The sequence below is a fragment of the Janthinobacterium silvisoli genome, from assembly GCF_014200725.1.
In the GTDB taxonomy this organism is placed as follows: Bacteria; Pseudomonadota; Gammaproteobacteria; order Burkholderiales; family Burkholderiaceae_D; genus Janthinobacterium.
Map to the genome: position 1 here is coordinate 358702 of NZ_JACHCL010000002.1, position 25911 is coordinate 384612.

26 protein-coding genes are annotated in these 25911 nt (G+C 59.6%); 12 read left to right on the plus strand and 14 right to left on the minus strand.

The window, feature by feature from the left end:
- The first annotated feature begins 44 nt into the window (after window positions 1–44).
- Both HDE75_RS11790 and HDE75_RS11795 read left to right on the plus strand, forming a co-directional pair.
- Window positions 45–2033, plus strand: coding sequence for a helicase-related protein (locus HDE75_RS11790; RefSeq protein ID WP_183677475.1), 1989 nt, complete (start codon window positions 45–47; stop codon window positions 2031–2033).
- Window positions 2034–2227: 194 nt separating this feature from the next.
- Window positions 2228–2815: a chorismate--pyruvate lyase family protein gene (locus HDE75_RS11795; protein ID WP_183677474.1), complete on the plus strand. Its 588-nt coding sequence runs from the start codon at window positions 2228–2230 to the stop codon at window positions 2813–2815.
- Here HDE75_RS11795 and HDE75_RS11800 read toward each other — a convergent pair.
- The 6 genes from HDE75_RS11800 to HDE75_RS11825 all read right to left on the minus strand — a co-directional run bounded on the left by HDE75_RS11800 (window position 2812) and on the right by HDE75_RS11825 (window position 9267).
- Window positions 2812–3798 carry a LysR family transcriptional regulator gene (locus tag HDE75_RS11800; protein ID WP_183677473.1) on the minus strand — a complete coding sequence of 329 codons (987 nt, stop codon included), beginning with the start codon at window positions 3796–3798 and terminating at the stop codon, window positions 2812–2814. The genes HDE75_RS11795 and HDE75_RS11800 overlap by 4 nt on opposite strands.
- A 49-nt stretch (window positions 3799–3847) precedes the next feature.
- A complete protein-coding gene (locus HDE75_RS11805) occupies window positions 3848–5077 on the minus strand; it encodes a PQQ-dependent sugar dehydrogenase (RefSeq protein ID WP_183677472.1) in 1230 nt (409 codons plus the stop codon).
- A 7-nt stretch (window positions 5078–5084) separates the two neighbouring features.
- Window positions 5085–5879 (minus strand): TatD family hydrolase, encoded by a 795-nt coding sequence (locus HDE75_RS11810; protein WP_183678112.1) that lies wholly within the window; start codon window positions 5877–5879, stop codon window positions 5085–5087.
- Between the two features lie 22 nt (window positions 5880–5901).
- Window positions 5902–6615 carry a lipoprotein-releasing ABC transporter ATP-binding protein LolD gene (gene lolD / locus HDE75_RS11815; protein WP_183677471.1) on the minus strand — a complete coding sequence of 238 codons (714 nt, stop codon included), beginning with the start codon at window positions 6613–6615 and terminating at the stop codon, window positions 5902–5904.
- Window positions 6616–6631: 16 nt separating this feature from the next.
- Complete coding sequence (locus tag HDE75_RS11820; protein WP_183677470.1) at window positions 6632–7897, minus strand: lipoprotein-releasing ABC transporter permease subunit; 1266 nt, start codon at window positions 7895–7897, stop codon at window positions 6632–6634.
- A 92-nt stretch (window positions 7898–7989) separates the two neighbouring features.
- Window positions 7990–9267 (minus strand): lipoprotein-releasing ABC transporter permease subunit, encoded by a 1278-nt coding sequence (locus tag HDE75_RS11825; protein ID WP_183677469.1) that lies wholly within the window; start codon window positions 9265–9267, stop codon window positions 7990–7992.
- Window positions 9268–9448: 181 nt separating this feature from the next.
- On the opposite strand from HDE75_RS11825, the gene HDE75_RS11830 reads away from it, so the two are divergent.
- The 3 genes from HDE75_RS11830 to fos all read left to right on the plus strand — a co-directional run bounded on the left by HDE75_RS11830 (window position 9449) and on the right by fos (window position 12770).
- Window positions 9449–10480, plus strand: coding sequence for a hypothetical protein (locus HDE75_RS11830; protein WP_183677468.1), 1032 nt, complete (start codon window positions 9449–9451; stop codon window positions 10478–10480).
- Window positions 10477–12177, plus strand: coding sequence for a single-stranded-DNA-specific exonuclease RecJ (gene recJ / locus HDE75_RS11835; protein ID WP_183677467.1), 1701 nt, complete (start codon window positions 10477–10479; stop codon window positions 12175–12177). The genes HDE75_RS11830 and recJ overlap by 4 nt, the downstream gene beginning before the upstream one ends.
- Before the next feature lie 173 nt (window positions 12178–12350).
- Window positions 12351–12770: a fosfomycin resistance glutathione transferase gene (gene fos, locus HDE75_RS11840; RefSeq protein ID WP_183678110.1), complete on the plus strand. Its 420-nt coding sequence runs from the start codon at window positions 12351–12353 to the stop codon at window positions 12768–12770.
- A gap of 59 nt (window positions 12771–12829) precedes the next feature.
- On the opposite strand, the gene HDE75_RS26585 is transcribed toward fos, so the two are convergent.
- Both HDE75_RS26585 and HDE75_RS11845 read right to left on the minus strand, forming a co-directional pair.
- Entirely contained in the window at window positions 12830–13147 is a 318-nt protein-coding gene (locus HDE75_RS26585) for a hypothetical protein (protein WP_221291851.1), read from the minus strand.
- Entirely contained in the window at window positions 13144–13641 is a 498-nt protein-coding gene (locus HDE75_RS11845; RefSeq protein WP_183677466.1) for a hypothetical protein, read from the minus strand. Before HDE75_RS11845 ends, HDE75_RS26585 begins: the two co-directional genes overlap by 4 nt.
- 141 nt (window positions 13642–13782) lie before the next feature.
- Between HDE75_RS11845 and HDE75_RS11850 the strand changes: the two genes are divergently transcribed.
- The 3 genes from HDE75_RS11850 to HDE75_RS11860 are packed head-to-tail and all read left to right on the plus strand — an operon-like array spanning window position 13783 to window position 15284.
- On the plus strand, window positions 13783–14220 hold the full coding sequence (locus HDE75_RS11850) for an MbcA/ParS/Xre antitoxin family protein (RefSeq protein ID WP_183677465.1): 438 nt from the start codon (window positions 13783–13785) through the stop codon (window positions 14218–14220).
- Window positions 14221–14222: 2 nt separating this feature from the next.
- Window positions 14223–14921: an RES family NAD+ phosphorylase gene (locus tag HDE75_RS11855; RefSeq protein ID WP_260173973.1), complete on the plus strand. Its 699-nt coding sequence runs from the start codon at window positions 14223–14225 to the stop codon at window positions 14919–14921.
- Window positions 14922–14963: 42 nt separating this feature from the next.
- Window positions 14964–15284 (plus strand): DUF2288 domain-containing protein, encoded by a 321-nt coding sequence (locus tag HDE75_RS11860; RefSeq protein ID WP_183677464.1) that lies wholly within the window; start codon window positions 14964–14966, stop codon window positions 15282–15284.
- A 5-nt stretch (window positions 15285–15289) separates the two neighbouring features.
- On the opposite strand, the gene HDE75_RS11865 is transcribed toward HDE75_RS11860, so the two are convergent.
- Window positions 15290–17449: a TonB-dependent receptor plug domain-containing protein gene (locus tag HDE75_RS11865; RefSeq protein ID WP_260173974.1), complete on the minus strand. Its 2160-nt coding sequence runs from the start codon at window positions 17447–17449 to the stop codon at window positions 15290–15292.
- Window positions 17450–17545: 96 nt separating this feature from the next.
- Complete coding sequence (locus HDE75_RS11870; protein WP_183677463.1) at window positions 17546–17959, minus strand: LytTR family DNA-binding domain-containing protein; 414 nt, start codon at window positions 17957–17959, stop codon at window positions 17546–17548.
- Between HDE75_RS11870 and HDE75_RS11875 the strand changes: the two genes are divergently transcribed.
- Complete coding sequence (locus HDE75_RS11875) at window positions 17958–18569, plus strand: hypothetical protein (RefSeq protein ID WP_183677462.1); 612 nt, start codon at window positions 17958–17960, stop codon at window positions 18567–18569. The genes HDE75_RS11870 and HDE75_RS11875 overlap by 2 nt on opposite strands.
- Before the next feature lie 400 nt (window positions 18570–18969).
- Window positions 18970–19296: a hypothetical protein gene (locus tag HDE75_RS11880; protein ID WP_183677461.1), complete on the plus strand. Its 327-nt coding sequence runs from the start codon at window positions 18970–18972 to the stop codon at window positions 19294–19296.
- A 78-nt stretch (window positions 19297–19374) separates the two neighbouring features.
- Here the strand turns inward: HDE75_RS11880 and HDE75_RS11885 are convergent, their stop codons facing one another.
- The 4 genes from HDE75_RS11885 to HDE75_RS11900 all read right to left on the minus strand — a co-directional run bounded on the left by HDE75_RS11885 (window position 19375) and on the right by HDE75_RS11900 (window position 24213).
- Window positions 19375–20103, minus strand: coding sequence for an ABC transporter ATP-binding protein (locus HDE75_RS11885; RefSeq protein WP_183677460.1), 729 nt, complete (start codon window positions 20101–20103; stop codon window positions 19375–19377).
- A 10-nt stretch (window positions 20104–20113) separates the two neighbouring features.
- Window positions 20114–22057 (minus strand): branched-chain amino acid ABC transporter ATP-binding protein/permease, encoded by a 1944-nt coding sequence (locus tag HDE75_RS11890; RefSeq protein ID WP_183677459.1) that lies wholly within the window; start codon window positions 22055–22057, stop codon window positions 20114–20116.
- Window positions 22058–22064: 7 nt separating this feature from the next.
- Complete coding sequence (locus HDE75_RS11895) at window positions 22065–22955, minus strand: branched-chain amino acid ABC transporter permease (protein WP_183677458.1); 891 nt, start codon at window positions 22953–22955, stop codon at window positions 22065–22067.
- Between the two features lie 91 nt (window positions 22956–23046).
- Window positions 23047–24213 (minus strand): ABC transporter substrate-binding protein, encoded by a 1167-nt coding sequence (locus tag HDE75_RS11900; protein WP_183677457.1) that lies wholly within the window; start codon window positions 24211–24213, stop codon window positions 23047–23049.
- 369 nt (window positions 24214–24582) lie between these two features.
- Between HDE75_RS11900 and HDE75_RS11905 the strand changes: the two genes are divergently transcribed.
- Together HDE75_RS11905 and HDE75_RS11910 are read left to right on the plus strand one after the other, a co-directional pair.
- Window positions 24583–25479, plus strand: a complete 897-nt coding sequence (locus HDE75_RS11905) for a hypothetical protein (RefSeq protein WP_183677456.1) — start codon at window positions 24583–24585, stop codon at window positions 25477–25479.
- Window positions 25480–25503: 24 nt separating this feature from the next.
- Window positions 25504–25911: a hypothetical protein gene (locus tag HDE75_RS11910; protein ID WP_183677455.1), complete on the plus strand. Its 408-nt coding sequence runs from the start codon at window positions 25504–25506 to the stop codon at window positions 25909–25911.

Below are 25911 nucleotides of genomic sequence, written 5' to 3' on the forward strand. Positions count from 1 at the left end.
GCACGGTATAATCGGCCTCGCTTACTTCAACACCCAGGCACGACATGACCACCTCCGCAACACCTCCGAACGCCCCCACCGACATCACCGACATCACTGAAGATAATCACGACGCCACCCTGGTCGCGGAACTGGGGGAGCTGGCCGAGCATGTGCGGCTGGTGAAGATGGAGGGGCGCGTCTTCGTGCGCTTTTCGGGCGTCATCAAAGCCGGTGGCTTGCGCGTGCCGTATGCGCTGGTGCCGAGCCAGGGCGTGCTGGCGCGGCCGGCCAAGTGGCGCAAGATGGACCGCGAAACCAAGGTAGCCCTGATACGCGAACGGGCCAGCGCAGCGGTGTTCGATGAACTGCGCCAGCATGTGATGGACTTCGTGGCCGATATTGCGGGCCAGTGCGAGGATGTCGATACCGACCCGATGGTGTTCTTGCATACCTTGGGCGACATGCAGACGTCCGAGCCGGCCGGCATGGTGTTCAACCGTATCCGCCAGCGTTTTACGCACGCCATCGAGCGCCAGCAGGAAGAACAGCATGCGGCGCGCACGCGCCAGAGCATCAACCTGGCCGAATACCCGGCGTCGTTCGAGATGGCGCGCCGCCTGCCGCGCCGCTTTATCGCCTTGCTCGGGCCAACCAATTCCGGCAAGACGCACCGCGCGATGGAAGCGCTGGTGAAAGCCAAGAGCGGCGTGTATCTGGCGCCGCTGCGCCTGCTGGCCCTGGAAAACTATGAGCGCATGCAGGAAGCGGCACCGCATGGCAAGCCGCTGGCCGTCAACCTGATCACGGGCGAAGAACGGCGTTTGGAAGACGGCGCCATGCACGTCGCCAGCACGGTGGAAATGCTCGACACGAAAACCGTGGTCGAGGTGGCCGTCATCGATGAAATCCAGATGCTGGCCGACCCGGACCGGGGCGCCGCATGGACGGCCGCCGTCTGCGGCGCGCCTGCCCATACCGTCTACCTGGTCGGCGCACCGGAAGCGCGGCGCGCCATCGAGGCGCTGGCCGAGCGCCTGGACTGCCCGCTGGAAGTACATGTATTAAAGCGCATGGCGCCCCTGTCGATGGAGCCGGCCGCCGTGCGCAAGGTGCGCAACCTGCGCCGCGGCGACGCCGTCATCGCCTTCTCGCGCCGCGAAGTGCTGATGTGGCGCGACATGATCACCGAAACAGGGCTGTCGGTGGCCACCGTGTATGGCAACCTGTCGCCGGAAGTGCGGCGCGCCCAGGCCCAGCGCTTCCGCGACGGCACGGCCGATATCGTGGTCGGCACCGATGCGCTGGCTATGGGCCTGAATATGCCGATTGCGCGCATCGTGATGACCACCAGCGTCAAATACAATGGCCGCGAAGAGGAAGAAATTTCAGCCGCGCTGGCGCGCCAGATCGCCGGGCGCGCTGGCCGCTATGGCGTGCATGAAGAGGGCCTGGTGGCGGGCTACGACAATGAAACGCATGAAGTGATGCGCGCGCTGCTGAAGGAAAAGCTGCACCCGCTGAACACCAGCGGCTTTGCGGTGGCGCCTTCGCTCGAACATCTGCATCGCATTTCCTCGGTGACGGGCGAACTGTCGCTGGCCAAACTGCTGCGCCGCTTCATCCACAATATCGACGTGCCGGACGGCTTCTTCTTCCCGCGCATCACGGAAGACCAGAAAGAGCGCGCCATCTGGCTAGACACCCTGCCCCTGTCCGTGGCCGACAAGTTCACCCTGTCGCTGGTGCCGATATCGAGCAAGGTGCCCTCATTGCAAACGGCCTGGGAACACTGGGCCAGGAATCTGTCGCTCGGTAAAACCTCTACCCTGCGCCAGCACGCGTATGGTGGCGGCACGCAAAACCTGCAGCAGGTGGAAGACACTTGCCGCTACTACTCGGCGTATGCGTGGCTCAGTTATCGCCTGCCTGAATTCTTCCCCGATATCGAGGTGGCGCAAAACCTGTCGCGCGACGCCTCCGAAAGAGTCGATTCCATCCTGCGCGCGCACAATGCGGCTTCGCGCGGAAAATCGGCGAAGAAATTCCGCTAAACGCAGATAGCATCCATTAAGCCGGATGGGGGAAGCAGCCACGTACGGCGCCCAGGCACTGGGCGAGGTCACGCGAAAGGCTGCCTGAGTGCCCATCCTGCATCCCATGCATATCGATACTGCATAAGCACCGCTTCCCATTTCGGTCGCCAGCGGCGAGTATGGCGGCTGACGTTTATTTCACGAGAAACCAGATGCCCGCAAGTACAGCAATACCGCACCGCCCGTCTTTTTTGAACCCTCATCTGCCACTGCGCGACAACCAGCAAATCTGGCCCCAACTTGCCCCCATCACCCGGGCGCTGCTCAGCACCGATGGCAGTTTTACCCTGATGCTGCAATCGCTGTCGAGCGAAGATATCAAGCCATCCGTGCTGCGCCACCAGCAGCTGCGAGCTGCTGGTAACGGGCTCGATGGCTGTTTCGAGGAAGGGGAATTGCTGCTGCAGCGCGCCGTGCTGCTCAAGACGGCGCAATCGGGACGCAATCTGGTGTACGCCGATTCCAGCATTGCCGTGGAACGCCTGCCAGCCGGCATGCAGCAAGCCTTGCTGGATGGCTCGCAGCCGATCGGCCTGCTGCTGCGCACCAGCCGGCTGGAAACCTATCGGGAATTGATCGATTGGGGCGTGTGCGCAGACGGCCAAGCCGATGACGTAAAGCGCCACCTGGCGCCGCAGGAATTGCTGTACCGGCGCTACCGCATCGATGCCGGCGGCCAGGCGCTGATGCATGTCTGCGAATATTTTTGCGCCAGCCTGTTTGCGCCAGACGAATCTTAAGCTGCTTGCCGCATCTGCTGCACCGCTTCAAACCATTGCGCCCGCAACCAGCAGTGGGCCGGGTCCAGGTCATTTTCACCGTGCCACAGGATTTCCATCTGGCGCGGCGCCACCGGGTAAGGCAGTTCCTTGATCAGCAAGGCGTGGGTGCGGGCAAAAAGCTGTGCCAGCGGACGCGGCACGATGGCCAGCATATCGCCATGCTCGATCAGGGCGGGAATCGCCAGGAAATGCGGCAGCAGTATCTGCAGGCGCACCGGCAAACCTGCTTTGCCTAGCGCCAGCTCCAGCGCGCCACGGTCATACATATCGGATTGCCGCGACAGGCCACGCTCGCGGATGAAGCCGCCGACTGCGCCATCCTCCTCGCCGCCGGCCGATACCGCCGCCAGCGGATAGGTAGCCAGGTCATCGAGCGTGATATCGCGCCCCGCCGCCGGATGGCCGCGCCAAGCCACCAGCACTTCATCCTGTTCCATCAGCGCCTGCGAGCGCAAACGTTCAGGCAAACCGCCAAACATGCCGATGGCCAGGTCGATACGGCGCAAGTCGATCTGTTCGGCCAGGTTGGCGCGGGTCGACGGCTTAATCACCAGGTCTACCAGCGGCGCCTCTTGCCTTAACTGGCGCTGGAAATACGGCAGCAGGATGGCACACACATAATCGCTGGCGGCGATGACGAAAGTGCGCCGCGCACTAGCTGGCTGGAATGGCGAACTGGCGCTGGCCAGCGCACCGCGCATGCCTTGCAGCGCGGCGCGCAAGGGTCCGCTGATGGCCATCGCATAGTCGGTCGGCGCCAGCCCCTTGCCGGTACGCACAAACAGCTCTTCGCCGATACTGTCGCGCAGCCGCGCCAGTGCATGACTGAGCGCGGACTGGCTCAAGTGCAGACGCTGGCTGGCCCGCACCACACTGCGTTCTTCCATGACGGCGTCAAACACCCGCAAGAGATTGAGGTCCAGCCGGTCGAAAGAAATCATCTGTAAAACACCCTGCATCAACAACGATGGCGCGGATTCTACCCCAGAGTCACGGCTTGGCCGCCTCATAATGCAGCTTGAGCACCAGGCCATTATGGTCATCGGCCATATAAATATCGCCATCCTGGCCCTGCTTCACGTCCACCGGGGCGCCGCGTCCTTGCTTGCCCTTGCGTTCCCAATTGCTGATCAATTCAACGGATTTGCCCAGCGGCGCACCGGCCTTGTCAGGCAACAGCGCTACCAGGCGGTGGCCATGGGCGCGGTAGCCGTGGTAGCCGATGATCAGGCTATTTTTATACTGATCCGGGAAGCGTGTAGCCGTGTAAAAAAGCATGCCCAGCGGCGCAGCGTGAGCGGGCAGCAGGCGCAATGGCGCCGTATATTTGGCAGCGCAATTGGTCTTGGGGTATTCGGGGCTGGCCTGGTTATCGTCGTAACAGTACGGCCAGCCGTAATGCTGGCCGGCCTTGACGATATTGAGTTCCTCGTGCGGCAGGTTTTCATCGTTTTTCAGCTGCGGCATGGCGGCCTGGATGGCGTCGCGGCCATTTTCGGCCTGCCACAATTGGCCGGTGGCGGGATGAAAGGCCAGCGCCATGGAATTGCGCAAGCCACGCGCATAGGTGCGCCAGCCCGTCACCGTGCCGGCCGGCCAGGCCATCTTGTATTCGCGGATGGCGCCCAGCGCTTCCGGCCCTTCGGCCGCCGCGCAAGGTTTGGACGCATCGGGCGCCTTGCCGTCCTCGCCTTCGCAATGGTCGGTGCTGGCGCCCACGTTCACATACAAATCGCCCTGCGGACTGAAACGCATGGTCGTCAAAGGATGCAAACCCAGGCCAGGCAAGCCGGGCACCTTGGCGCTGCCGCCGATTACGTCGGTCACGGTGACTTGCGGGTCGCGCGGATCGAAACGGAAAATCCGCTTGACCACGCCCACATAGATCATGCCATCCGGGCCTTGCACGATGCCGTTCGGCCTATCGAGTTTATCGAGCAGCAGCTTGCGTTCATAAGCGGGGCCACCCTGCTTGCGCTTGAGCAGCCAGAGCTTGCCCTGGCCTTCAGACCAGCCGACCATGTCGGTGACCAGCAAGTCGCCATTCGTCAGCGGCAGCACACCACGTGGGAACTTCAAGCCATCGGCCAGCACGGCCACGCAAAACCCAGGCTGGGTGGTGACGTCCAGGCGCGGCAAGCCATCGCACAATGGCGCCGGGGCGGCCATGGCAGGTATCGCGGTAAAAACCAGTGCGGAGGTGAGTAGAGATTTCAGCATATTGCTACTATATCAAAGGAAGGCGCGGCATGACCGCACGGGCGTTGGCCGTAGTTTGCTCCGCTACCTGGGCGAGCTCCAAACCGCGCAACTCGGCCAGCACGGCGCCGATGCGGGGCAGTTCTTCCGGGCTGTTGCGGCCAGGATGCAGCCAGCTGGGCGAAATATCGGGCGCATCGGTTTCCAGCACAATGGCTTCCAAAGGCAGCTCGGTGGCCAGACGGCGTATCTGCAGGGCGCGGGTAAACGTCATGGCGCCGCCGAAACCCAGCTTGAAGCCCAGGTCAATATAGCCCTGCGCCTGCTGGAAACTGCCATTGAAGGCATGCGCGATGCCGCCGTTCGGGCGGATCTGGCGCGCGTGTTTCAGCACGATGTCTTGCGAACGGCGCACATGGGTCAGCAGGGGCAGGTTGAAGTCGCGGGCGATTTTCAGCTGTTCGCGCAGGAAGTGCTCTTGCTTGATGCGCATGGCCGGTTCACACAGCATGGGAATAAAGAAGTCCAGGCCGATCTCGCCGATGGCGACGAAGCGCGGGTCCTGCATCGCCGCCTCGACCGCCGTGCGCAGTGCCAGCAAATCATCATCGGTGGCGTGCGGCACGTAGATCGGGTGAATGCCCAGCGCATAACAGCCGTTGGGCGCAGCGTGAGCCAGGTCGCGCACGATGGAAAAATTCGCCCGTTCGACGGCAGGGATCACGATCATGCCCACGCCCTGCACGCCCGCGCGCTGCGCTACCGGCAGCGATTGCTCGCCGAATTCGTGGGCGTCCAGGTGGCAGTGCGTATCGATCCACAGCATGATCAAACCTCAATATTGCTCAGTATTGGTAAGGCTGCAGCCCTTCATCGGTCAGGCGCAGCACGCGGTCGCAGCGCCTGGCCAGCTCGATATCGTGCGTGACAATCACAAAGGCCGTGCCCAGGTTGCGCGACAGTTCCAGCATCAAATCGAAAATCTGTTCAGCTGTGGCGTGATCGAGGTTGCCGGTCGGTTCATCGGCCAGCACGCAGGCTGGCTGCGTCACCAGGGCGCGGGCCAAGGCCACGCGCTGGCGTTCGCCGCCCGACAATTCGCCAGGCGTATGGGTTACGCGCTTGGCCAGGTTAACACGGGCCAGAATCTGCTGCGCCAGTTCGGTGGCCGGCGCGCGCTTCATGCGCCGTATCATCAAAGGCATGGCGACGTTGTCCAGCGCCGAGAACTCGGGCAGCAGATGGTGGAACTGGTAGACGAACCCCAGGGAGGCGTTGCGCAAGTCGCCGCGCGCCTTTTCACTGAGGCTGGCGAAGTCTTTACCCAGCAAGCTTACCTTGCCGGTGGTGGGCGTATCGAGCCCGCCCAGCAAATGCAGCAGAGTCGATTTACCGGAGCCGGAGGCGCCGACGATAGCCACGCGCTCGCCGCGGTGTACATCGATGTCGATACCGGCCAGCACTTGCACCTTGTAGCTGCCTTGCGTAAAAGTCTTGCCCAGGCCACGGCAGGACAGGACGGGAGCGCCGTTATCGGCAGGTTTATTCAGATCGGTCATGGTAGAAGTCAATGGATTATTCATAGCGCAGGGCTTCCGCAGGTTTGACGCGCGCCGCCCACCAGCTTGGATACAGGGTCGCCAAGAAGGCGAGGATCACGGCCAGCACGCCGATCTTGCTCACATCGGGCCAGCGCAGGTCGGATGGCACGGTGCTGATGAAATAAATATCCTTGGACAGGAACTGTATGCCCAGTACATGTTCGATAAACGGCACGATCACGTCGATATTGAGCGCGATCAGCACGCCGCCGGCCACGCCAAGAATGGTGCCCAGGATGCCCACCAGCGCGCCCTGGATCACGAAGATCTTCATGATGGAACCGGGCGATGCGCCCAGGGTGCGCAAGATGGCGATATCGGCCTGCTTGTCGGTCACCGTCATGACCAGGGTCGACACCAGGTTGAACGCGGCCACTGCGATGATCAGGGTCAGGATGATGAACATCATGCGCTTTTCCGTCTGCACGGCGGCAAACCAGTTGGCGTTCAGCTTGGACCAGTCGCGCAGCCACAGGTCGCCCGGCATGCTCTTTTTCAGCTCGGCCGCCACTTGCGGCGCGCGGTTCATGTCCGCCAGGCGCAGACGCAGGCCCGATGGCGCATCGATGCGCAGCAGCCGTTCGCCATCCTTGATATTGATGAAAGCCAGGCCCGCATCGAATTCATTGTGGCCGGCCTGGAAAATGCCGCTGACGGTAAAGGTGCGCATGCGCGGCAGTACGCCGGCCGGCGTGACCTGGCCCTGGGCCAGCATCAAGGTGACTTTTTCACCGAGGTTCACGCGCAGCGCGCGCGCCAGCTCGATGCCCAGCACGATATTGTAGGTGCCCGGCTGCAGCGCCTTGAAACTGCCGATGCGCGTCTGGCCTGCCACGTCCGATACATTCGGCTCTTCTTCCGGCAAGATGCCGCGCACGATGGCCGGGCGCAGCGCATCGTCGCGCAGTAGCATGCCCTGTGTTTCCACGAATGGCGCCGCGCCCTTCACTTCCGGGTTCTTGAACGCCTGCGCCGCTTCGGCGCGCCAGTCCGGCATGCTGCCGCTGTTATCGAACACTTCCACGTGAGCCAGCACGGACAGCATGCGGTCCGTGACTTCCTTCTGGAAGCCGTTCATGACAGACAAGACGACGATCAGCGCCGCCACACCCAGGCCGATGCCGGCCATGGAAATGAGCGAGATGAAGGAGATAAAACTGTTGCGGCCACTGCGCTTGCCCGCCCGCGTGTAGCGCAGGCCAACCAGCCATTCAAAAGGCAGATTCTTTAAAATACTCATTGTTCCGGCGATTATTGTTAGTTCTCAAATGGGGTCAGACCCGCCGGGTCTGACCCCGGCAGTAAATAAGCAAACGAAGCAAACCAAGCCAACTATTCGTAACGCAGCGCTTCAGCCGGTTTCACCCTGGCCGCACGCCAGCTCGGGTAGATCGTCGCCACCAGTGCCAGGGCAAAGGCGATCAGGCCGATCTGCGTCACATCCATCCAGTGCAGGTCCGAGGGCACGGTGCTGATCTGGTAGATCTCTTTCGAGATGAAGTGCAGGCCAAACAGGCTTTCGATAAAGGGCACGATCACGCCCACGTTCAGCGCCAGCAGCACGCCGCCGAACACGCCCAGCGCACTGCCCAGCAAGCCCACCAGGGCTCCCTGTATCATGAAGATCTTCATGATGGAAAATGGCGAAGCGCCCAGGGTACGCAGGATGGCGATATCGGCCTGCTTGTCGGTAACCGACATCACCAAGGTGGACACCAGGTTGAACGCGGCCACGGCAATGATCATGCTGAGGATAATGAACATCATGTTCTTCTGGCTTTGCACCAGCGCATACCAGCTGGCAGCGGCGCGCGACCAGTCGCGCATCCACAGTTCACCGGGCATCGACGCCTTCAATTCACGCGCTACCCTTGGCGCCTGGTTCATATCGTGCAGACGCAGACGCAGGCCAGACGGGCCATTCAACTGCAGCAGCTGCTCGGCGTCCTGCATGTTCACAAAGGCCAGGCTGCCATCGAGTTCATTGTGGCCCGCCTCGAAGATGCCCGAGACTTTCAAGGGACGCATGCGCGGCATCACCAGGCTATTCGGTGCATCGCCCGCCTTCGGCTCGCGTTCCAGCATCAGGGTGACGTTCTGGCCCACTTGCACGCCCAGCGCCTTGGCCAGGTCGATGCCCAGCACCACATTGTAGGAACCCGGTGTCAAGTCCTTGAAATCGCCCTGCTTCATCTGGCTGGCCACGCTCGATACGGTCGCTTCCTGCTGCGGCAGCACGCCGCGCACCACGGACGGGCGCATGGTTTCGTCATTGAGCAGCATGCCCTGCGTTTCCACGAACGGCGCGGCAGCCTTGACTTGCGGGTTGGCGTAGGCGGCACGTTCCTGCGCCTGCCAGTTCGGCATGGACCCGCTGGTGTCGAACACTTCGACGTGGGCCAGTACCGACATCAAACGGTCGGTGACTTCCTTCTGGAAGCCGTTCATGACGGACAACACGACGATCAGGGCGGCCACACCCAGGCCGATACCGGCCACGGAGATGAGGGAGATGAAGGAAATGAAGCTATTGCGGCCGCTGCGTTTCCCGGCGCGCGTATAGCGCACGCCGATCTGCCACTCGTAAGGAAATTTTCTGATGATGCTCATGCGCTCCCGCGACAACGATGATATGCGAGCGCGCAGTTTGCCACACAATGGCCGACTCATGCGGCCGATTTACACGGCTGGGCACGCAAAAAATAGTCAAACACACAATAATCCGCCTACAAGCCACCTGAAAATGCGCCGCCGCTACGCCATGCCCGCCACAATCGCCTACAATCTCGGGATGAATCAATTGACACTCGTTTTACCCTACGGCCTGCCCCACCCTGAGCTGGCCAGCGACCTGATCAAGGCGCTGCAAGCGCCTGCGCTGGCGGCCCTGCTCTCGCGCACGTCCATCAGCACCTTCCATGAAGTCGATTATGCAGCGAGGGTGCTGCCGCATGAAGCCTGGCTGGCGCAAGCCCTGCAACTCGGGCTAGAGCCGGCCTACGCAGCCGACGCCATGCGCGGCTACGGCCTGCAGCCAGAATCGGGGGCCCGTTACTTTATCGTGCACCCCGTGCATATCCAGGTTGACCGCAACCACGTCAGCCTGGGCGATATGCGCCAGCTTGCTCTCAGCGAGGCCGACAGCCGCGCCCTGTTCGAGGCGGCCCGCCCGTATTGCGAGGAAATCGGCCAACCTTTGTATTATGGCGACGGACAAACCTGGTTCATGCGCGCCGATGACTGGAGCGATTTGCAAGCGGCCTCGCCCGATGCAGCCGCCACGCAAGATCTATCCACCTGGATGCCCGAAGGCGAGCACGCGCGCGCCTTGCGCCGATTGCAAAACGAAATACAAATGCTATGGCATGAAAACAGCGTCAACACAGCGCGTGAAGAGCGTGGCTTGAAAGCCATCAATTCCTTCTGGGTCTGGGGCGCCAGCCAGGCAGACAGCCAGCCAACCGATTGCATTGCCAGGCTGCATACGGCCGAGGCTCCGGGCTGGCTGGCGGCGCTGGCGGAACCTGCACAGCGCAATGCCAGTCTACACAGTGTATTGACCGGCAAACAAGATGCATTGCTGGTGCATGGCGGGCTGATCGGCCCTAGCCTGGCGCAGGACTGGGGCAGCTGGCTGCAACAGATGCAGGCGCTGGAACAGCACTGGTTCGCGCCGCTGCTGGCCGCCCTGCAAGATGGCCGCCTGGGCAAGCTGCGCCTGGTGATGAGCCACCGCGACGGCTGGCTGGACTGTACCACCAGCAAGAATGCCCAGCGTAAATTCTGGCGCAAGCACACCCTGAACAAGTTGAAAGCATCATGACCCGCACCCGCATCGCCACCCGTCCCTGCCCTTACCGCGAATCCGAAATGCTGCGCCAGGGTGGTATCCACCCCGTGCTGGCCCGCTTGTACGCCGCGCGCGGCTTGTCTGACACGGCAGAGTTATCGAGTGAACTGACGGCTTTGATACCGCCGTCCGGCTTGCTTCATATCAATGCGGCTGGCGTCTTCCTGGCCGACGCCATTGCGGCAAAAAAACGCATGGTGATCGTGGCCGACTACGATTGCGACGGCGCCACCGCCTGCGCCGTGGCCCTGCGCGGCTTGCGCGCCATGGGCGCCGATGTCGATTTCATCGTGCCCAACCGTTTTGAATATGGCTATGGCTTGACGCCGGAAATCGTTGAACTGACCGCGCGCGAAAAATCGCCCGACATCATCATCACCGTCGACAATGGCATCGCCAGCATCGATGGCGTGGCCGAAGCGAACCGGCGCGGCATCCAGGTAGTCGTCACCGACCACCATTTGCCAGCCGACACCTTGCCCGACGCGGCCGTCATCGTCAACCCTAACCAGCCCGCCTGCGGTTTCCCATCGAAACATCTGGCTGGTGTAGGCGTGGTGTTTTACGTCTTGCTGGCCCTGCGCGCGGAAATGCGCCAGCGCGGCATTTTTGACCAGAAAACCCAGCCGCCCCTGCAAAACCTGCTCGACCTGGTGGCGCTGGGCACGGTGGCCGACGTGGTGCGCCTCGATACGAATAACCGCATCCTGGTCGCGCAAGGCTTGAAACGCATGCGCAAGGGCAATATGCATGCGGGGGTGGCCGCCCTCTTCCGCGTGGCGGGCCGCGAAGCACGCAGCGCCACGCCATTCGACCTGGGCTTTGCCCTGGGTCCGCGCCTGAATGCGGCGGGACGCCTGCAAGACATGTCGCTCGGCATCGAATGCCTGATCACGGACGACGAAGGCCGCGCCTGGGCACTGGCCCAGCAATTGAACGATATCAACCTGAAACGCCGCGAAATCGAAGCGGAAATGCAGGATACGGCCTTGCTGCATCTGGATAGTTTCGAACCGGCCAACAGCAGCACCATCAGCGTTTTTGATGAATCCTGGCACCAGGGCGTGATCGGCATCGTTGCTTCGCGCCTGAAAGAAAAGTTTTACCGTCCAACGATTACCTTTGCGCCGGGCGCCGATGGCTGGATCAAGGGCTCGGGCCGCTCGATTCCCGGTTTTCATATGCGCGACGCGCTCGACCTCGTCTCCAAGCGGGCGCCCAGCCTGATCGACAAGTTTGGCGGCCACGCCATGGCGGCCGGCCTGACCATCCGTGCCGAAGCCTTCGACGCGTTTTCGCAAGCCTTCGAAGCGGTCGGCCAGGCCTGGCTCAGCCAGCAACAGCTTGAAAGAGTGGTGGAAACGGATGGCCCCCTGGAAGACGCTTACTACACGACGGCATTCATCGAGCTGATGGATGGCCAGGTGTGGGGCCAAGGCTTCGCCCCACCCGTGTTTTGCGATGAATTTCGCGTGGTCAGCCAGCGCATATTAAAAGAGCGCCATCTGAAGCTGCTGCTGGAAAAGAACGGCGTGCGCTTCGACGCCATCTGGTTCGGCCACACCGACGCCCTGGGCGAACGCACGCGCGTGGCGTTCCGGCTTGATGCGAATGAATACAATGGCACGACCAAGGTTCAGTTGATGGTGGAGCACGCCGAGCCTGTGTAGTGAAAGACTAAATCTGCGGCAATAACGTTGCATTGATGCTATTTCCACCCTAAAAGCCAGTACTGGGGTCAGTCTGATCGAAATGTTCCCCACCGGGGAACATTTCCCCACCGGGTCTGACCCGGCCTTACTGTAACGTTCCAGGTCATGCAAATTCATAAAATTTAATGTCCATGCTCACTGGCTTGAACCACCTCACCCTGGCTGTGCGCGACCTGGACCGTAGCCTCACCTTTTACCGCCAGACACTAGGCCTGCGCCTGCATGCGCGCTGGGACCGCGGTGCGTATCTGTCGGCTGGCGATTTATGGCTGTGCCTGACGCTCGATAAACAGGCAGACGGCGCGCCACTCGCCAGCACTGGCTATAGCCACACGGCGTTTTCCATCGCCGCCGCTGATTTCGCTGCATTTGCTGCCAAACTACGCAAGGCTGGCGTACCCGAATGGAACCTTAACCGCAGCGAAGGCGATTCCCTGTATTTTCTTGATCCGGACGGCCACCAGCTGGAAGCACATGTGGGTGGCCTGGCAACGCGGCTGGCGGCTTGCCGGGTGACACCCTACGATGGCATGGTGTTTTTTGACGAGTGACAATATCGTAACCGCAGATGAATTCTCATCAAAAACTCCAGAAGGAGTATTGCAATCAATTATGGTATTTTTGAAAATCTCTGCGCCATGATCTTGCCATCATTCCCGATCATGATGTTTAGATAATAAACAATATCCATTTCTACTTTCCCATAACGTACGAATCTTACATTAAACTCGTGACGACTTAAGATCGAGGCAATATTTGCCAATGATAGCTCTCCCCTGATGAAATATGCGTTGAATTCCTTGAAGTTCTCAGCGCTAAATTCATAATCCCTCTTATTGCCAACCAAATCAATAAATTTCTTCTTTCTTTCATATTCCTTAAAGAATTCAAGAATATTTTTAAATTCATCGTAAGAAATACCCCTCACCGGCACATAGCTGCTGTAATTTTTTCACAATAGTCACTTTTTGACAGCGAGAACAACTGATGAATTTCATCCTCATTGTTTTTAGAATCATCTTTAAAAAATGACTGATAAGAATCTCCCTTGATGACACCAGCATCAATATTTCTGACAAAACAAATGTCTTTTGATGTCATGTATGGTGCGGAATAAACATAATACCTCGACTCTTCGTCATTGCGGCACAACTGCACACTGCTGGATTTATATTTTTCAAGCAGAGTATTGACTGATTCATTATTGGAATTTTCATCAAAAAATATAGTGCAACGTCCACCAACAAGCTGGCTTGCCTCGATAGAACAGAAAAAACAATAAAACATAAAAAATAATGCAATCTTTAACTTGATAATCATTAATCCGCCTTTTATTAATTTTATTTTAAAATTATCAATTGAATATATCAGATCAGCATCACCATCACCTATGGGGGGCCTATCTTTTAGCTGTAGGCCCATGACGCGGCTCACCGCTTGCCGGACCGCGCCCTAAGCTGACATGGGTTTCTTTGATGAGTGACAAGGTTTAGCGCACATGCTTGCACAGCCCCTGCAGAAATTCCATAAAAGGAGTAATATAAATCCATAAAAGGAGTCATCATGCAACTAGCCTACGCCTACCCCAAGAGCCGTTTTGAACCAGCTGTCCTCATCGACCTGAACGCCAAGGCCGAGCGCGAGCGCTTGTCGCTGGCGGCGCTGAAGGGCTTTTTCAAGCTGGTAGCTGCCTGGAAGCTGCGCGACGACGATGCGCGCGAATTGCTGGGCGGCTTGTCGAGCAGCGCTTATTACGAGTGGAAAAAGAATCCGGACCGCTTGCTGGAAGTGGACCGCATCACGCGCATTTCCTATCTGCTGGGCATTTATAAAGCGCTGCACATCTTGTATGGCGACAAGCTGGCCGATGAATGGGTCAGCTTGCCCAATAAAAACCCCATCTTTGGCGGGCGCACGCCCCTGTCGCAGATGCTGGCGGGCGGCTTGCTGGCAATGCAAACCGTGCGCAAGCTGCTCGATGCGCGGCGCGGAGGGCTGTAATCTTGCCGCCCTCTTTCAAGGAACACCTGCCGCCCTTGGCCGCCCTGCGCCAGATCGATACCTGCCGTTTGATCCCGTCCCGCTTTGCCGATATGGAAGATTCCGTGCTGGCGCCGCTGGCGGAAGACGACGACCATCTGCGCGAACTGTTTGAACTGGACAACGCCACCAATGCGCGGCTGGTGGCGGAATACGGTGGCGCGCCAGGAATTGGCGTGGACGAGCTGGTTTTTGGCGTGCCCCACTTCCGCATCATCAACGCCGCCTACACCTACGCCCGGCCGGAAGGCGCGCGTTTCAACGATGGCGAGCGTGGCGCCTGGTATTGCGCGTTCGAGATGGAAACGGCGCTGGCCGAGATCATTTTCCACAAAACCGTGGAATACCAGGAAATCGACTATTTTGACGACAGCGTCACTTACCAGTCGCTGCTGGCCGATTTTTCCGCCAGTTTCCACGATTTACGGGGCCAGGAGCGCTACAAGGCTTGCCTGGACCCGGCCAGCTATATCGCCTCGCAAGACCTGGCGGCCATGCTGCTCGACGCCGGTTCCTTGGGCGTGATCTTCCCCAGCACCCGGCGCGCAGGTGGGACCAACCTGGCCTGCTTCCGCCCTGCCCTGGTCGGCAATGTTCGCAAAGGCGCCGCCTATCGGTTAACATGGCAGGGTACGCCGAGACCGCGCGTTGAAATGATGTAAATAAGCGGCACGGCATCCGACTCATAGAATCTGAATACTCGCATGCAAACCAACCCTGAAAAAGATACCGAACTCCGCCTCAAAGTCAACAGCGAAACGGCCCGCCTGCCGTGGCGCGAACTGGAAAAACACTATGCCCAGGGCAATGTAGTCTGGGTCGCCAATGAACTGGACCTGGTCGAAGTAGCCGTGCGCATCTCGCACGACGACAAGGCCAGTATCGCGCAATGGATGGGCGATGGCAAAGTCGCCAAAGTGTCAGACCAGCAGGCGCTGGAATGGCATACAAACGATGCATCGCTATGGGCGGTAGTGGTCAGCCCATTTATCCTGGTTCAACAGGACAAACCCACCAAGCATTAAGAACATCATAGACTGCGCTCCATCATCAAACGTATCGTCGCCTGACCGGGGGTGGTCGTCACGCTGCTGCTGGAACCATCCACGTCAGCGTAAGACTGGCCCTGCACCTGCTGTTGATGCAGCAAGTTGGCCAGCGACAGGCGCACCCGCGTCTTAGCTTCCGGCTGCCACAAGGCATAGGCGTCAACGCTGCGCTTGACACCCGTGTAGCTGCTCGAATGCGCATCTAGCCGCGCCAGGCCACCCGTTTGCAGATTCAGATTGGCGCCCATGCTGACAACAGGCGACAGCCGGTAATCGAGGCCCAGATTGAGCGTGGACGGTACCTGGCTGGCCAGGCGGTTGCCCTGCCCTGGCACGGCGCCCACCCGCGACCAGTTGCGCGCCGCATTAGCGCGCAGGTCGATATCGGGTGCGCCAGCCATCCAGGTTCGCAGCGGGAATTTCAAGTCCGCCTCGATGCCATGCACGTTCGCGATGCCATTGTTGAACGGGCTGGTGATCCAGATGCCATCCTGCTCGTAAAGCCGCGGCACGGTCACATCGCTGATGCGGCGTGCAAACGCCGACACGCTGGCCACGCCGCTCTTGCCGAAGTAGCTTTCGTACGCCAGATCGAGGCCCCAGGCCAGTTCCGGGCGCAGATCGGGATTGCCCTGGAAATCGGGATTATTGGCGCTGTTGCCGTTATTGATGGTGTAGCGGCGCGGCACCAGGCTGCGCGTGCTGGGCGCTTTATAAGTACGGGCTAGCGCCAGGCGCAGCTGGTCGCGCTCCTGGTCAGGCAGCTTCCACAGCATTTGCAGCACCGGACTCCATACACTGGAGCGCGTCTGCACCTTGGTCAGGGTGGCGCCTTCGGTAGCCGTACGCAGCCCTTCCCAGCGCACGCCCGCATACATTTGCAGCCGCGGCGTCATGTCCCATTCATCCTGTGCGAACAGGGCGAGGCGCTGTACATTGGCCGTGTAGTCTTCATCGAGCGCATACGGCGCGGCGCCGGCTGGAAAAATGTCGCGCTGGCCACGCGCTTCGCTGCGGCGTATCAGGCTGCCATCCCAGCCCGTGCTCAAGGCATGGCCGCCACCCAGACGGGCCAGGTATTTGCCGCTGCTGTAATAGCTGTCGTCAACGGCCCATGACACGACACGGCGCAGCAGCAGGGACGTGCCATCGATGGCATTGCCATCAAAGCCGTAATCGGTATCGCGCCGGTTGTGGTTGACGCCCAGCCTGGCCGTCAGCTTGCCTGCCGCGGCAAACGAGTGCACCCAGTTCACGTCGCTACGTGCCGAGAATATGGTCGCCTGCGAACTGGCATCGTTAGCCGGATAACCGGTGGCGGGGCCCAGCAAGCTTGTTTCGCGCGCCGTGCCGTCAAAAGCTGTGCGATACCAGTCCAGCAGGCTTTGCCAGGCCAAGGTATCGCCATTGTCCAGCACCCAGTTCAGGCGCGGCGTCAGGCTGGCCTTGTTGATGGAAGAATGGCTATCGTTGCGCGTACGGCGCAGCAGCAGCGCCTCGCCAGCAGTACCAACGGCGCTGTCTTGCGTACTGCCGTGGAGTACATCGTCGGTGCTGCGCTCCAGCGCCCCTGTCAAAGAATAGGAAAACCCCTGCAGCTTGTCTTCCACGCGCAGCGAGGCCGATGGATTCCAGCGGCCGGCTACCTGGCCCGTCCCCAGCTTGGCTACACGCTGCTTGCGGCTTGCCCCCTTGCGCAAGATCAGGTTGATGCTGCCGGCGACCGCCTGCATGCTGTATTCAGCCGTCGCGCTGCGCAGGATCTCGATGCGCTCTATCATCTCTGGCACCATAGCCTCGATGGAAAAGCCCGGGGGAGCCGGGTCGCCATTGATCAGGATTTGCGTATAGCCCGCACCCAGGCCGCGCATGCGCACCTCATTGCCGACCACGGACACGCCGGGCTGGCGCTTCAAGGTCGCCGCCAGATTGTTTTCGCCATACTGCGCAATGTCTTCGCGGCTGATAATGATCTTGGCGGCCGTATCGTCACGCCGCTGCTGCACGCCGCTGGCGCCGGACACTTCCACGCGCGCCATCGGTGCGCTATCCTGGCTGACGGTAATTTCCTGCGCATGGCTGGAGGTGGCGGACAGGAACAGGAAAATAAATGGAGAGATGCTGCTGCTTTTCGATGGCATGGGATGGTAATTCAAGTAGTCGTGGGAACTGCAGTATTGCCAAACCCGTGCTGACCGTCATCTGGCGTGTGACGAATCACCGCATCGCCGTGACGGCTATTCCATGGCGCGGCGCACAGTATCCAGGTAACGCTCGCTGACCGGCACCTGCGCGCCGCAGCGCAAGGTGGCGACATAGGTGCCGTCGCCCGTTACGGCCAGGCTATGCAACTGGACCAGGCGTACGACGGCACACCGGTGCACCCTTGAAAAGTGCGCAGGGTCGAGATGCGTTTCCATTTTATTCAGTGTCACGCGATGCAGGATAGTACGCCCTGCCGTATGCAGCTGTACATAGTTACCGGCCGATTCCAGCCATAATATTTCATCAACAGCGATACGCTCGATGCGTCCGACGGAACGCACGCTGATCTGTGATAGCCATGGCGAGACCGCCGGCGCCAGGTAGCCGCGCAAGGCATCCGCATACGCACCGCGCCGTGCCAGCGCCAGCACGGCTGTCGAGATCATGGCGCAGCGCGTTTTCGATCAAGGGTTGCAGCAGCAGCGGCGGACAATCGCCATGCCGGACCGCTACACTGTCGCCCTCGATGGCAAAACGCGGCAGGAAGGAAATCAGCAAGCCAGTATAAATGACGGCGCTGCGCCGGGACCTGTCGAACAGGGCCGGCCGGCGGGACAATGCCAGCGACAAGCCGCTGCCGAGCATAATCATCGGCACATGGTAGGCCAGCCAGCGCAGCAGGAAATGGCCATAACCATGCACGGCCTGGCCCACATAATCGCGGTAGGAACCGAGGGCGCCGACGGCGCAGATCGCGGTCCAGACGGCGGTGTGACAGAGAATGGTCGTTACAATTGTGCGGAGAAGCGCTGTACAGGACAAGGTCAATGGCGCATCGGGTGTCTTAATGCGCTAAATATCAGCGGCTTGAACGCCATAACCGTGGTCAAGAAACTCTCATCTCAATACAGCGGTGCTCCATCACTAAAAGCGGTAGCTATTGAACAACGTAAAGGGAGCGTAGCGTCGTACCCCATCCAGCACAAACATCAACTTCCAATCGAACCTTCTTTCCTGACAACATCGCAGCCAATGCAGCAGCATAGGCCTGTTTAGATCCCGCACGAGAATTATCAATTGAGAATGTGCTTGTATTACAAAAGCCGCTGCTGTCAACATCAATGTAAATACGGTCATTGCCATCTATCATATATGGCCGAACCACCGTAATGTTTACCTGTCCACTTTCGACACCTGCAATGGCAAAGGACGACGTTATGCACATAACGGCCAAAGTCAAAAAATATTTTATATTCATTTTTAAAATATTAAGTCAAAAAATAGCATTTTATAGCATTTGAAAAAAATAACTTGTATCATTAACACTCAGCAGTGAATTATTTTTAACAAAACATCAGCTCCACCGAGATATCGAATCTGGAAGTAATCTTCTGGACGGCTCGATGATTTTTTGCTTCACATCCTGGTCGGAAAAATCTAATTAAAGGAACAATCTATGCTAAGAAAAATTTTAAAGGCCGCCATTTTTTTATGCGCTTCCTTATCGCTGACGGTGGCAACCGCCGGACCAACGTGGCAACCGGGGGAAATATGGGACCACTCCGCAGTAGGAGGAGGCTTGCTGATTCGCTTCAATCCAGCCGTTACCGCAATGCCCGACAATTGTGCCGGCGCGATCTGGATGTTTATTCCTGAAACGAACAAGACGATCATCGCCGTTACCTTGATGGCAATTGCAAGCGGCAATCGCAACGTGATGGTTTATACCAGTGGCCTTGTATCGGGATTCTGCATGGTCACCCAAGTTGACCCAAACAACTAAGCGCAAGCCCTCAACAATAGGATGGCCGGGATGGCACATCCTGATGCAGTGCACCTGTAGCGCAGATGACAGCAATGCTCAAGCATGGCCTTGCCCACCCAGATAAGCCGCAATCACCTTTGGATCGGTCTTCAAACTCTCGGCCGGGCCATGCACGGAGATGTTGCCGTTTTCCAGCACGTAGCCATAATCGGCCACATTCAGGGCGGCGGCGGCGAATTGTTCCACCAGCAGCATGGTCACGCCCTCGGCTTTCAGGCGCGTGATGATGCGGAAAACTTCTTCGACCAGTATAGGCGCCAGGCCCATCGACGGTTCGTCCAATAAAATCACTTCCGGGTTCAGCATCACGGCGCGGGCCATGGCCAGCATTTGCTGTTCACCGCCCGAGAGCGTGCCGGCCAGCTGGTCGCGCCGCTCCTTCAACCGGGGGAACAGCTCCATGGCCTTGTCCAGGTCGCCCCGGATATCGCCTTTCGGGCGCGCCCGCGTAAAACGGGGGAATGCGCCCAGCAGCAGATTATCCGTCACCGACATGGAAGCGAATACGCGCCGCCCTTCCGGCGAATGGGCCAGGCCAGCGCGCGCGATGCGGTGCGAATCGAGGCCAGTGACATCTTCGCCGCCCAAGGTGACGCTACCCGATTTGGGTTTCAGCATGCCGGAAATGGCGCGCATGGTGGTGGTCTTGCCGGCGCCGTTGGAGCCGATCAGGGTCACCAGCTTGCCCTTGGGGACATCGAGCGAAATGCCATGCAGGACTTCGACTTTGCCGTAGCCGGCATGCAGATTATTGATGGTCAGCATAATCTTCCTCTCAATGCTTGGCCAGGGCCAGCGTTTCTGCGCTGCCGCCCAGGTAGGCTTCGATGACTTTCGGATCGCTTTGTACCGCAGCGGGCACGCCCTCGGCGATCTTTTGGCCAAAGTCCAGCACCGTCACCACGTCCGACAAGGCCATCACCACATCCATATGATGCTCGATCAGGATAATGGTGATGCCATGTTCGCGTATCTTGCGGATGATGGCCATCAACTCCTTGATATCGGGCGCCGTCAGACCGGCAGCCGGTTCGTCGAGCAGCAGCAAGCGCGGGTTCAGGCCCAGCGCGCGGCCGATTTCCAGCAGCCGCTGCTTGCCATATGGGAGATTGCGCGCCTCCTCATTGGCCAGGCCGGCCAGGCCCACGAATTCCAGGATGCTGGCCGCCCGGGCGCGCGCCGCCGCTTCTTCGCGCCGGTAGCGCGGCGTGTGCAGCATCACGTCCAGCACATTCGACTTGAAGGTATTGTGCAAGCCGACCAGCACATTTTCGGTGGCCGTCATTTCACCGAACAGCTGCACATTCTGAAACGTGCGCGCCACGCCGCCCAGCGCGATCTCGGATGGCGTGCGGCCAGAGATCACCACACCGGCAAACTCCACCTTGCCCGCCGTCGGTTTGTAGATCCCCGTCAGCACGTTCATCATGGTGCTTTTGCCCGAGCCATTTGGCCCGATCAAGCCATGCACCGAGCCTTGCGTGACATTCAGGTCCACCTGATTAAGGGCTTTCAAGCCGCCGAACTGCATCAGCGCCTGCTCGACCTTGAGCAGTATCGCGCCCTGTTGACCGCCCTGCGCATGCTGGAACGGCGCTACGCCGCTGGCTGCCACGGCCGCCACATGGCCACGGCCCTTGCCGACAAAACTCATCAAAAATCCCACGATGCCATCCTGCAGGTAATAGACGACAAATAAAGTCATCAGACCGAAGATGGTCAGCCGCCAGTCGACCATATTATCGAGCTTGTAAGAAAAAGCGGCCAGACCGATGGTCGCCAGCAGCGGCACGATCACGCCGCGCACAGTGCTGCGTTTTTTCGCCAGCATGTAGGCCGAGCCGATCACGCCCAGCACGGCGGCGGCCACGGCAATCTGGCGGAACAACTCGATATCGGCCAGCAGGCTGGGGAGCATGACCACGATCAGCGCGCCGATCAAGGCGCCCGAACGCGTCTTGCGCCCGCCCATGATGACGGCCAGCAGGAACAAGATCGTCAGCTCGAAGTTGTAGGTATTGGGCGAAATATACTCTTCCGAATACGCATACAAGCTGCCCGCCAGGCCCGCGAAACCGGCGCTGATGACAAAGGCGTACACCTTGTAGCGGTACACGGACACGCCCATGCAGTCCGAGGCAATCGGGCTGTCGCGCAAAGCCTCAAAGGCGCGCCCCAGGTTGGATTTCAATATGCGGTGCACGATGATCAAGGAAATCACCATCAGCGCAGCCACCATATAGTAGTACTCGACTTCAGACAGCTTGTGGCCCCACACCTCGGGCTTGTGGATCTTGATGCCCATCGGTCCCTCTGTCAGAAAGGTCATCTCATTGATCAGGATCTGCACGATGGTCCCAAAAGCCAGCGTCACCATCGCCAGGTACGGCCCCGTGACGCGCAGCGCTGGCAAGGCCAGGATGGCGCCGAACAGCGCCGCGCCCGCGATACTGGCCGGTATCGCCAGCCAGAACGGCAAGCCCAGTTTGAATACCAGCACGCCGGTGGCGTAGGAACCGATGCCGAACAGGCCCGCGTGGCCCAGCGAGACCTGTCCCGTGTAGCCGACCACGATATCGAGGCCAAACAACAAAATCGCGTAGATCAAAATGGTTTCGGCCAGGTGGATGTAATACGGATTCGGGATGAGGATGGGGTATAGCACCAGCGCGGCCAGTCCCGCCGCGCTCAGGACCAGCATGGTGATTTTCTTGTTCATCGACGCCTCAGACTTTCTTGATCGCGGCTTTGCCGAACAGGCCGGATGGCTTGATGGCCAGCACCAGCAGCAATAGCAGCAGTCCCGGTACTTCCTTGTAGCCGGTGGAAATGTAATAGCCGGTGGTGGTTTCCGCGATGCCCAAAATCAGGCCGCCGACGATGGCGCCCACGCCCGACGTCAGGCCGCCGATAATGGCCACCGCAAAGGCTTTCAAGCCCAGGGAGGCGCCCATGGTGGCGCCCGTCAGGGTCAAAGGCGCCACCAGCACGCCGGCGAAAGCAGCCGTGGCCGACGACAAGGCATACGAAAACGTGATCACCCGGCCCGTATTGATGCCCATCAGGCCAGCCGCGTCTCGGTCATTCGCCGTGGCGACCACCGCCTTGCCATAAATCGATTTGCGGTTGAATATCTCCACCGCCAGCATGATGGCCAGTGCGCCGACGACGACCGCCACCTGCATAGGCTGCACATTGGCGCCGAAAATGGTAAACGGTGCGGCGGACAGCGGCGAAGGAAAGGTCAGGTCATCCTTGCCCCAGATGTTTTCCGCCACATTTTTAAAGATGATGGCCAGCGCGATAGTCGACATGATCCAGCCGAATTCAGACTTGATCTTGATGGCGGGCCGCACGCCTATCCATTCGACGAACATGCCCTGCAAGGCGCCGAAGGCGATTACCAGGGGAATCATCAGCAGATAACCCATGTACGGGCCGCCGTGGATGGTGCCGACCAGGGAAAGACCGACCAGGGCGCCCAGCATCAGCGATTCGCCCTGGCCAAAGTTGAGGGTGCCCGAGGTGGCGAAGGTCAGCTGGTAACCGAAGGCGATGACGGCATAGATCATGCCCAGCGCGATACCGCTGAAGACAAGCTGCAGGAAGATTTCCATGGTATTCCCCGATAGACGAAGATAAGACAATGGCCAGTCCTGATTCCTCAGGCTGGCCATTTCACCGCTAATGAATATGCATTAGCCGGACTTACTTGGCGAGGATGACCTTGCCATCCTTGACTTCACCGAATACCGTCAAATCGGCCGTGATGGCTTCATGGTTGGTCTTGCTGAAGGGCTTGTTGTAGGTAGTGACGGCGCCATCAACCTTTTCGTTGAGGTTTTCCAGCGCGGCGCGCACTTTCGGGCCATCCGTGCCGCCAGCCTGCTTGATGGCCGCGGCCAGCAGGTAGACCGAATCATAGCCCTGCGCTGCCGACACGGCTGACGGCATGCGTCCGCCCGACGGTTTGTAGGCCGCGACGTAGGCGTCGATAAAGGCTTTGCGTTTCGGGGTACTGGCGTCCTGGATAAAGGTTTGCGGCATGCGCGTGCCGTCGCCATTCTTGCCCGCATTATCGATGAAGTTACCCATGGCAAGGGTCCAGCTGCCGATCAGCGGCACTTTCCAGCCCAGTTTTTCCATGCCGTTGGCGATCTGCGCCAGTTCCGGTCCGATGCCGTAGGTCAGTACCACTTCGGCGCCCGCCTGCTTGGCTTTCAGCAGCTGGGCCGTCATGTCGACGTCCTTGATATTGTATTTTTCAACGGCGACCGGCTTGATGCCTTTGGCGTCGAGCGCTTTTTCCAGGTCGGCGCGGCCCAGCTGGCCATAATTGGTAGAGTCGGCCAGGATCGCCACTTTCTTGAAGTTACGGCGCGTGATGGCTTCTTCGACGATCATGTGCGACTGGATCTGGTCACTGGCGGCGTTGCGGAAGATGTAATTATCGGGCTGGTCGGCAAATTGTTTGGTAATGATCGAGCCGGTCGCCACGTTGTTGATCACAGGAATCTTGGCTTCCTGGTAAAAACGCTGCGAAGCCAGGGCCACGCCCGTATTGATGTAGCCGACAGTGGCGGCGACTTTTTCCTTGTTGATCAGCTCTTGTGCGATTTGCACGCCACGCTCGTTCTTGGCCTCGTCGTCGCGTTCGATCAGCAACAGCGAACGGCCCATGACGCCGCCCTTGGCATTGATTTCCGCCACCGCCAGCTTGACGCCGTCGCGCATCGACACGCCCATCGGCGCGGAACCGCCCGTGAAGGGACCGGACACGCCGATCTTGATGGGGTCGGCTGCATGAGCAAGCGACGAGAGCTGCGAGAAACCCAAAACCAAACTTGCCACGAGCAACTTCTGTTTGAAATTCATTGTCATCTCCTGTGATACAACGTTTTTAGTCGTACTTATTTTTATAGTCGTACGCTGGATAACCGCCCCATCGATAAATCATTGTAGGTTAGTAAACATGCACCAGCAACAACTACATATGACGCGGCGCAGCATGCATAAAAAGCCCAATAGCTTATGCAAATGTCAGTTTTCTGTAAGGAAAATATGGGTGGAATTGCTGCGGTATGCGCTGGCATTGTGGTGAAAAGTAGTGCCGGGCGTAAGCAAACTGGGCAATCGATCGGGAAATGATCTGGCACAAATCCGCCGCTGGCCAGCATGCTAAGTTCGGCAAAAGCCGGCGCCCATACGCAGGCCATTCCAGCCACCCCACCGCATGGAGGCCTTATGCAGCGCCCGTCGAGATTTACCATTCCTACCTTGCTGCTGGCCGGCCTGCTGCTGGATGGCTGCACGAATCTGGCGCCCGTGCGCACCTTCGCCGAGCAGACGCAAAAACTGTCGGCCAGTTTTGATCCCATGCTGGCCGGCACGCTCAACAACTGCACCGACAACGCCATGCGCAAGCGGCTGATCATGAGCAATCGCTTCGATGCGCAAGCGAGCGAACAGGCGGCGCAGGCAGATTGCCTGCCGATCGCCCAGGCCAGCATCCCGATAGCCAGGCTGAACGATGTCTTGCTGCGCTATGCGCAAACCCTGGCGAAAGTGGCGGACGACAAGCTGCCCGTCCACAAGCAGGAATTCACGGCGCTCGGCGATGCGCTGGGAGGGCTGACGCAGTCGAACGGCGATGCGCCGCTGCTCGATGCAAACAAATTATACAAAGTGGTGAAATTGAGCGAACACCTGAGCCGCCTGGCCACGCAGCGCCTGCAGAAATCGGCCTTACGGGAATTGCTCGATGAGCAGGAAGCCGTGACCATCGTCAGCAATGCGCTCAAGGAATATGCGCAGCGCAGCTACCGCGCCGGCTTGCAGGACGAGCTGCGCGATCTGCAACTGCTGCGCAGCGCCGTCGATGGCGCCGCGCCGCGCGAACCGCTGGCCGCCAACTACATACGCACGCGGCTTTACCTGGAAAGCAAGCAGCTGCAGGAGCGGCAGAAAATCGTCGCCAGCTATGTGCGCGCCGTCGATTCGCTGCAAGCGAGCATCACCAGTTTGCGGGCCAATCTGGACAGCCTGCAGGCGCCGGAACTGCAACAGCAGCTGGCGCAGTTTTCCGAACACGTCGATGCGCTGCAACAGCAAGCCGTGTTTTATGCACCAGCCCGCTGGTAAGTCGCGCTATAAAAGGAGAACAGCATGGCCCAACTGACTGAATTGACGAAAGAACAGGCATACGCGATTGCCGACAGCCTGGCGCAGGCATCGAGCCTGGTGCTGGAATTGCGCATCCGCGAACGCACTTCGCTGGCGCCCCCAGACCAGGACTTGCTGGAGCAATATGAAAACCACCTGGACCAGATGGTGGCCCTGTTTCGCGCCTATGGCATCAGCCTGATCGCCGAGGGGGCGGAGCAGGCGCGCAGCGATATCGAGGGCGCCATCGCCAAGGGCAAGGCCCAGCTCAAGCGCATCGCCGACGTCAAGGCTGCCATCAGCGCGGCGGCCAAGCTGGTCGACCTGGGCGCGGCCATTTTGTCACGCGACCCGTTCGCCATCGGCGAGGCGGCCGCCAGCTTGCGGGCCAAGCCGGAGAAGCAAGGCTAG

What these genes read in the sequence shown, in the direction of transcription:
- HDE75_RS11895 (WP_183677458.1), bottom strand. Translation starts at nt 22,955, where the DNA reads ATGGAAATCTTCCTGCAGCTTGTCTTCAGCGGTATCGCGCTGGGCATG.
- HDE75_RS11905 (WP_183677456.1), top strand. Translation starts at nt 24,583, where the DNA reads ATGCAGCGCCCGTCGAGATTTACCATTCCTACCTTGCTGCTGGCCGGC.
- HDE75_RS11900 (WP_183677457.1), bottom strand. Translation starts at nt 24,213, where the DNA reads ATGAATTTCAAACAGAAGTTGCTCGTGGCAAGTTTGGTTTTGGGTTTC.
- HDE75_RS11865 (WP_260173974.1), bottom strand. Translation starts at nt 17,449, where the DNA reads ATGCCATCGAAAAGCAGCAGCATCTCTCCATTTATTTTCCTGTTCCTG.
- HDE75_RS11875 (WP_183677462.1), top strand. Translation starts at nt 17,958, where the DNA reads ATGGCGCAGCGCGTTTTCGATCAAGGGTTGCAGCAGCAGCGGCGGACA.
- HDE75_RS11825 (WP_183677469.1), bottom strand. Translation starts at nt 9,267, where the DNA reads ATGAGCATCATCAGAAAATTTCCTTACGAGTGGCAGATCGGCGTGCGC.
- HDE75_RS11885 (WP_183677460.1), bottom strand. Translation starts at nt 20,103, where the DNA reads ATGCTGACCATCAATAATCTGCATGCCGGCTACGGCAAAGTCGAAGTC.
- HDE75_RS11880 (WP_183677461.1), top strand. Translation starts at nt 18,970, where the DNA reads ATGCTAAGAAAAATTTTAAAGGCCGCCATTTTTTTATGCGCTTCCTTA.
- HDE75_RS11850 (WP_183677465.1), top strand. Translation starts at nt 13,783, where the DNA reads ATGCAACTAGCCTACGCCTACCCCAAGAGCCGTTTTGAACCAGCTGTC.
- HDE75_RS11820 (WP_183677470.1), bottom strand. Translation starts at nt 7,897, where the DNA reads ATGAGTATTTTAAAGAATCTGCCTTTTGAATGGCTGGTTGGCCTGCGC.
- HDE75_RS11795 (WP_183677474.1), top strand. Translation starts at nt 2,228, where the DNA reads ATGCCCGCAAGTACAGCAATACCGCACCGCCCGTCTTTTTTGAACCCT.
- HDE75_RS11860 (WP_183677464.1), top strand. Translation starts at nt 14,964, where the DNA reads ATGCAAACCAACCCTGAAAAAGATACCGAACTCCGCCTCAAAGTCAAC.
- HDE75_RS11800 (WP_183677473.1), bottom strand. Translation starts at nt 3,798, where the DNA reads ATGATTTCTTTCGACCGGCTGGACCTCAATCTCTTGCGGGTGTTTGAC.
- HDE75_RS11830 (WP_183677468.1), top strand. Translation starts at nt 9,449, where the DNA reads ATGAATCAATTGACACTCGTTTTACCCTACGGCCTGCCCCACCCTGAG.
- HDE75_RS11790 (WP_183677475.1), top strand. Translation starts at nt 45, where the DNA reads ATGACCACCTCCGCAACACCTCCGAACGCCCCCACCGACATCACCGAC.
- HDE75_RS11845 (WP_183677466.1), bottom strand. Translation starts at nt 13,641, where the DNA reads ATGGGCCTACAGCTAAAAGATAGGCCCCCCATAGGTGATGGTGATGCT.
- HDE75_RS11805 (WP_183677472.1), bottom strand. Translation starts at nt 5,077, where the DNA reads ATGCTGAAATCTCTACTCACCTCCGCACTGGTTTTTACCGCGATACCT.
- HDE75_RS11890 (WP_183677459.1), bottom strand. Translation starts at nt 22,057, where the DNA reads ATGAACAAGAAAATCACCATGCTGGTCCTGAGCGCGGCGGGACTGGCC.
- HDE75_RS11870 (WP_183677463.1), bottom strand. Translation starts at nt 17,959, where the DNA reads ATGATCTCGACAGCCGTGCTGGCGCTGGCACGGCGCGGTGCGTATGCG.
- recJ (WP_183677467.1), top strand. Translation starts at nt 10,477, where the DNA reads ATGACCCGCACCCGCATCGCCACCCGTCCCTGCCCTTACCGCGAATCC.
- lolD (WP_183677471.1), bottom strand. Translation starts at nt 6,615, where the DNA reads ATGACCGATCTGAATAAACCTGCCGATAACGGCGCTCCCGTCCTGTCC.
- HDE75_RS11910 (WP_183677455.1), top strand. Translation starts at nt 25,504, where the DNA reads ATGGCCCAACTGACTGAATTGACGAAAGAACAGGCATACGCGATTGCC.
- fos (WP_183678110.1), top strand. Translation starts at nt 12,351, where the DNA reads ATGCTCACTGGCTTGAACCACCTCACCCTGGCTGTGCGCGACCTGGAC.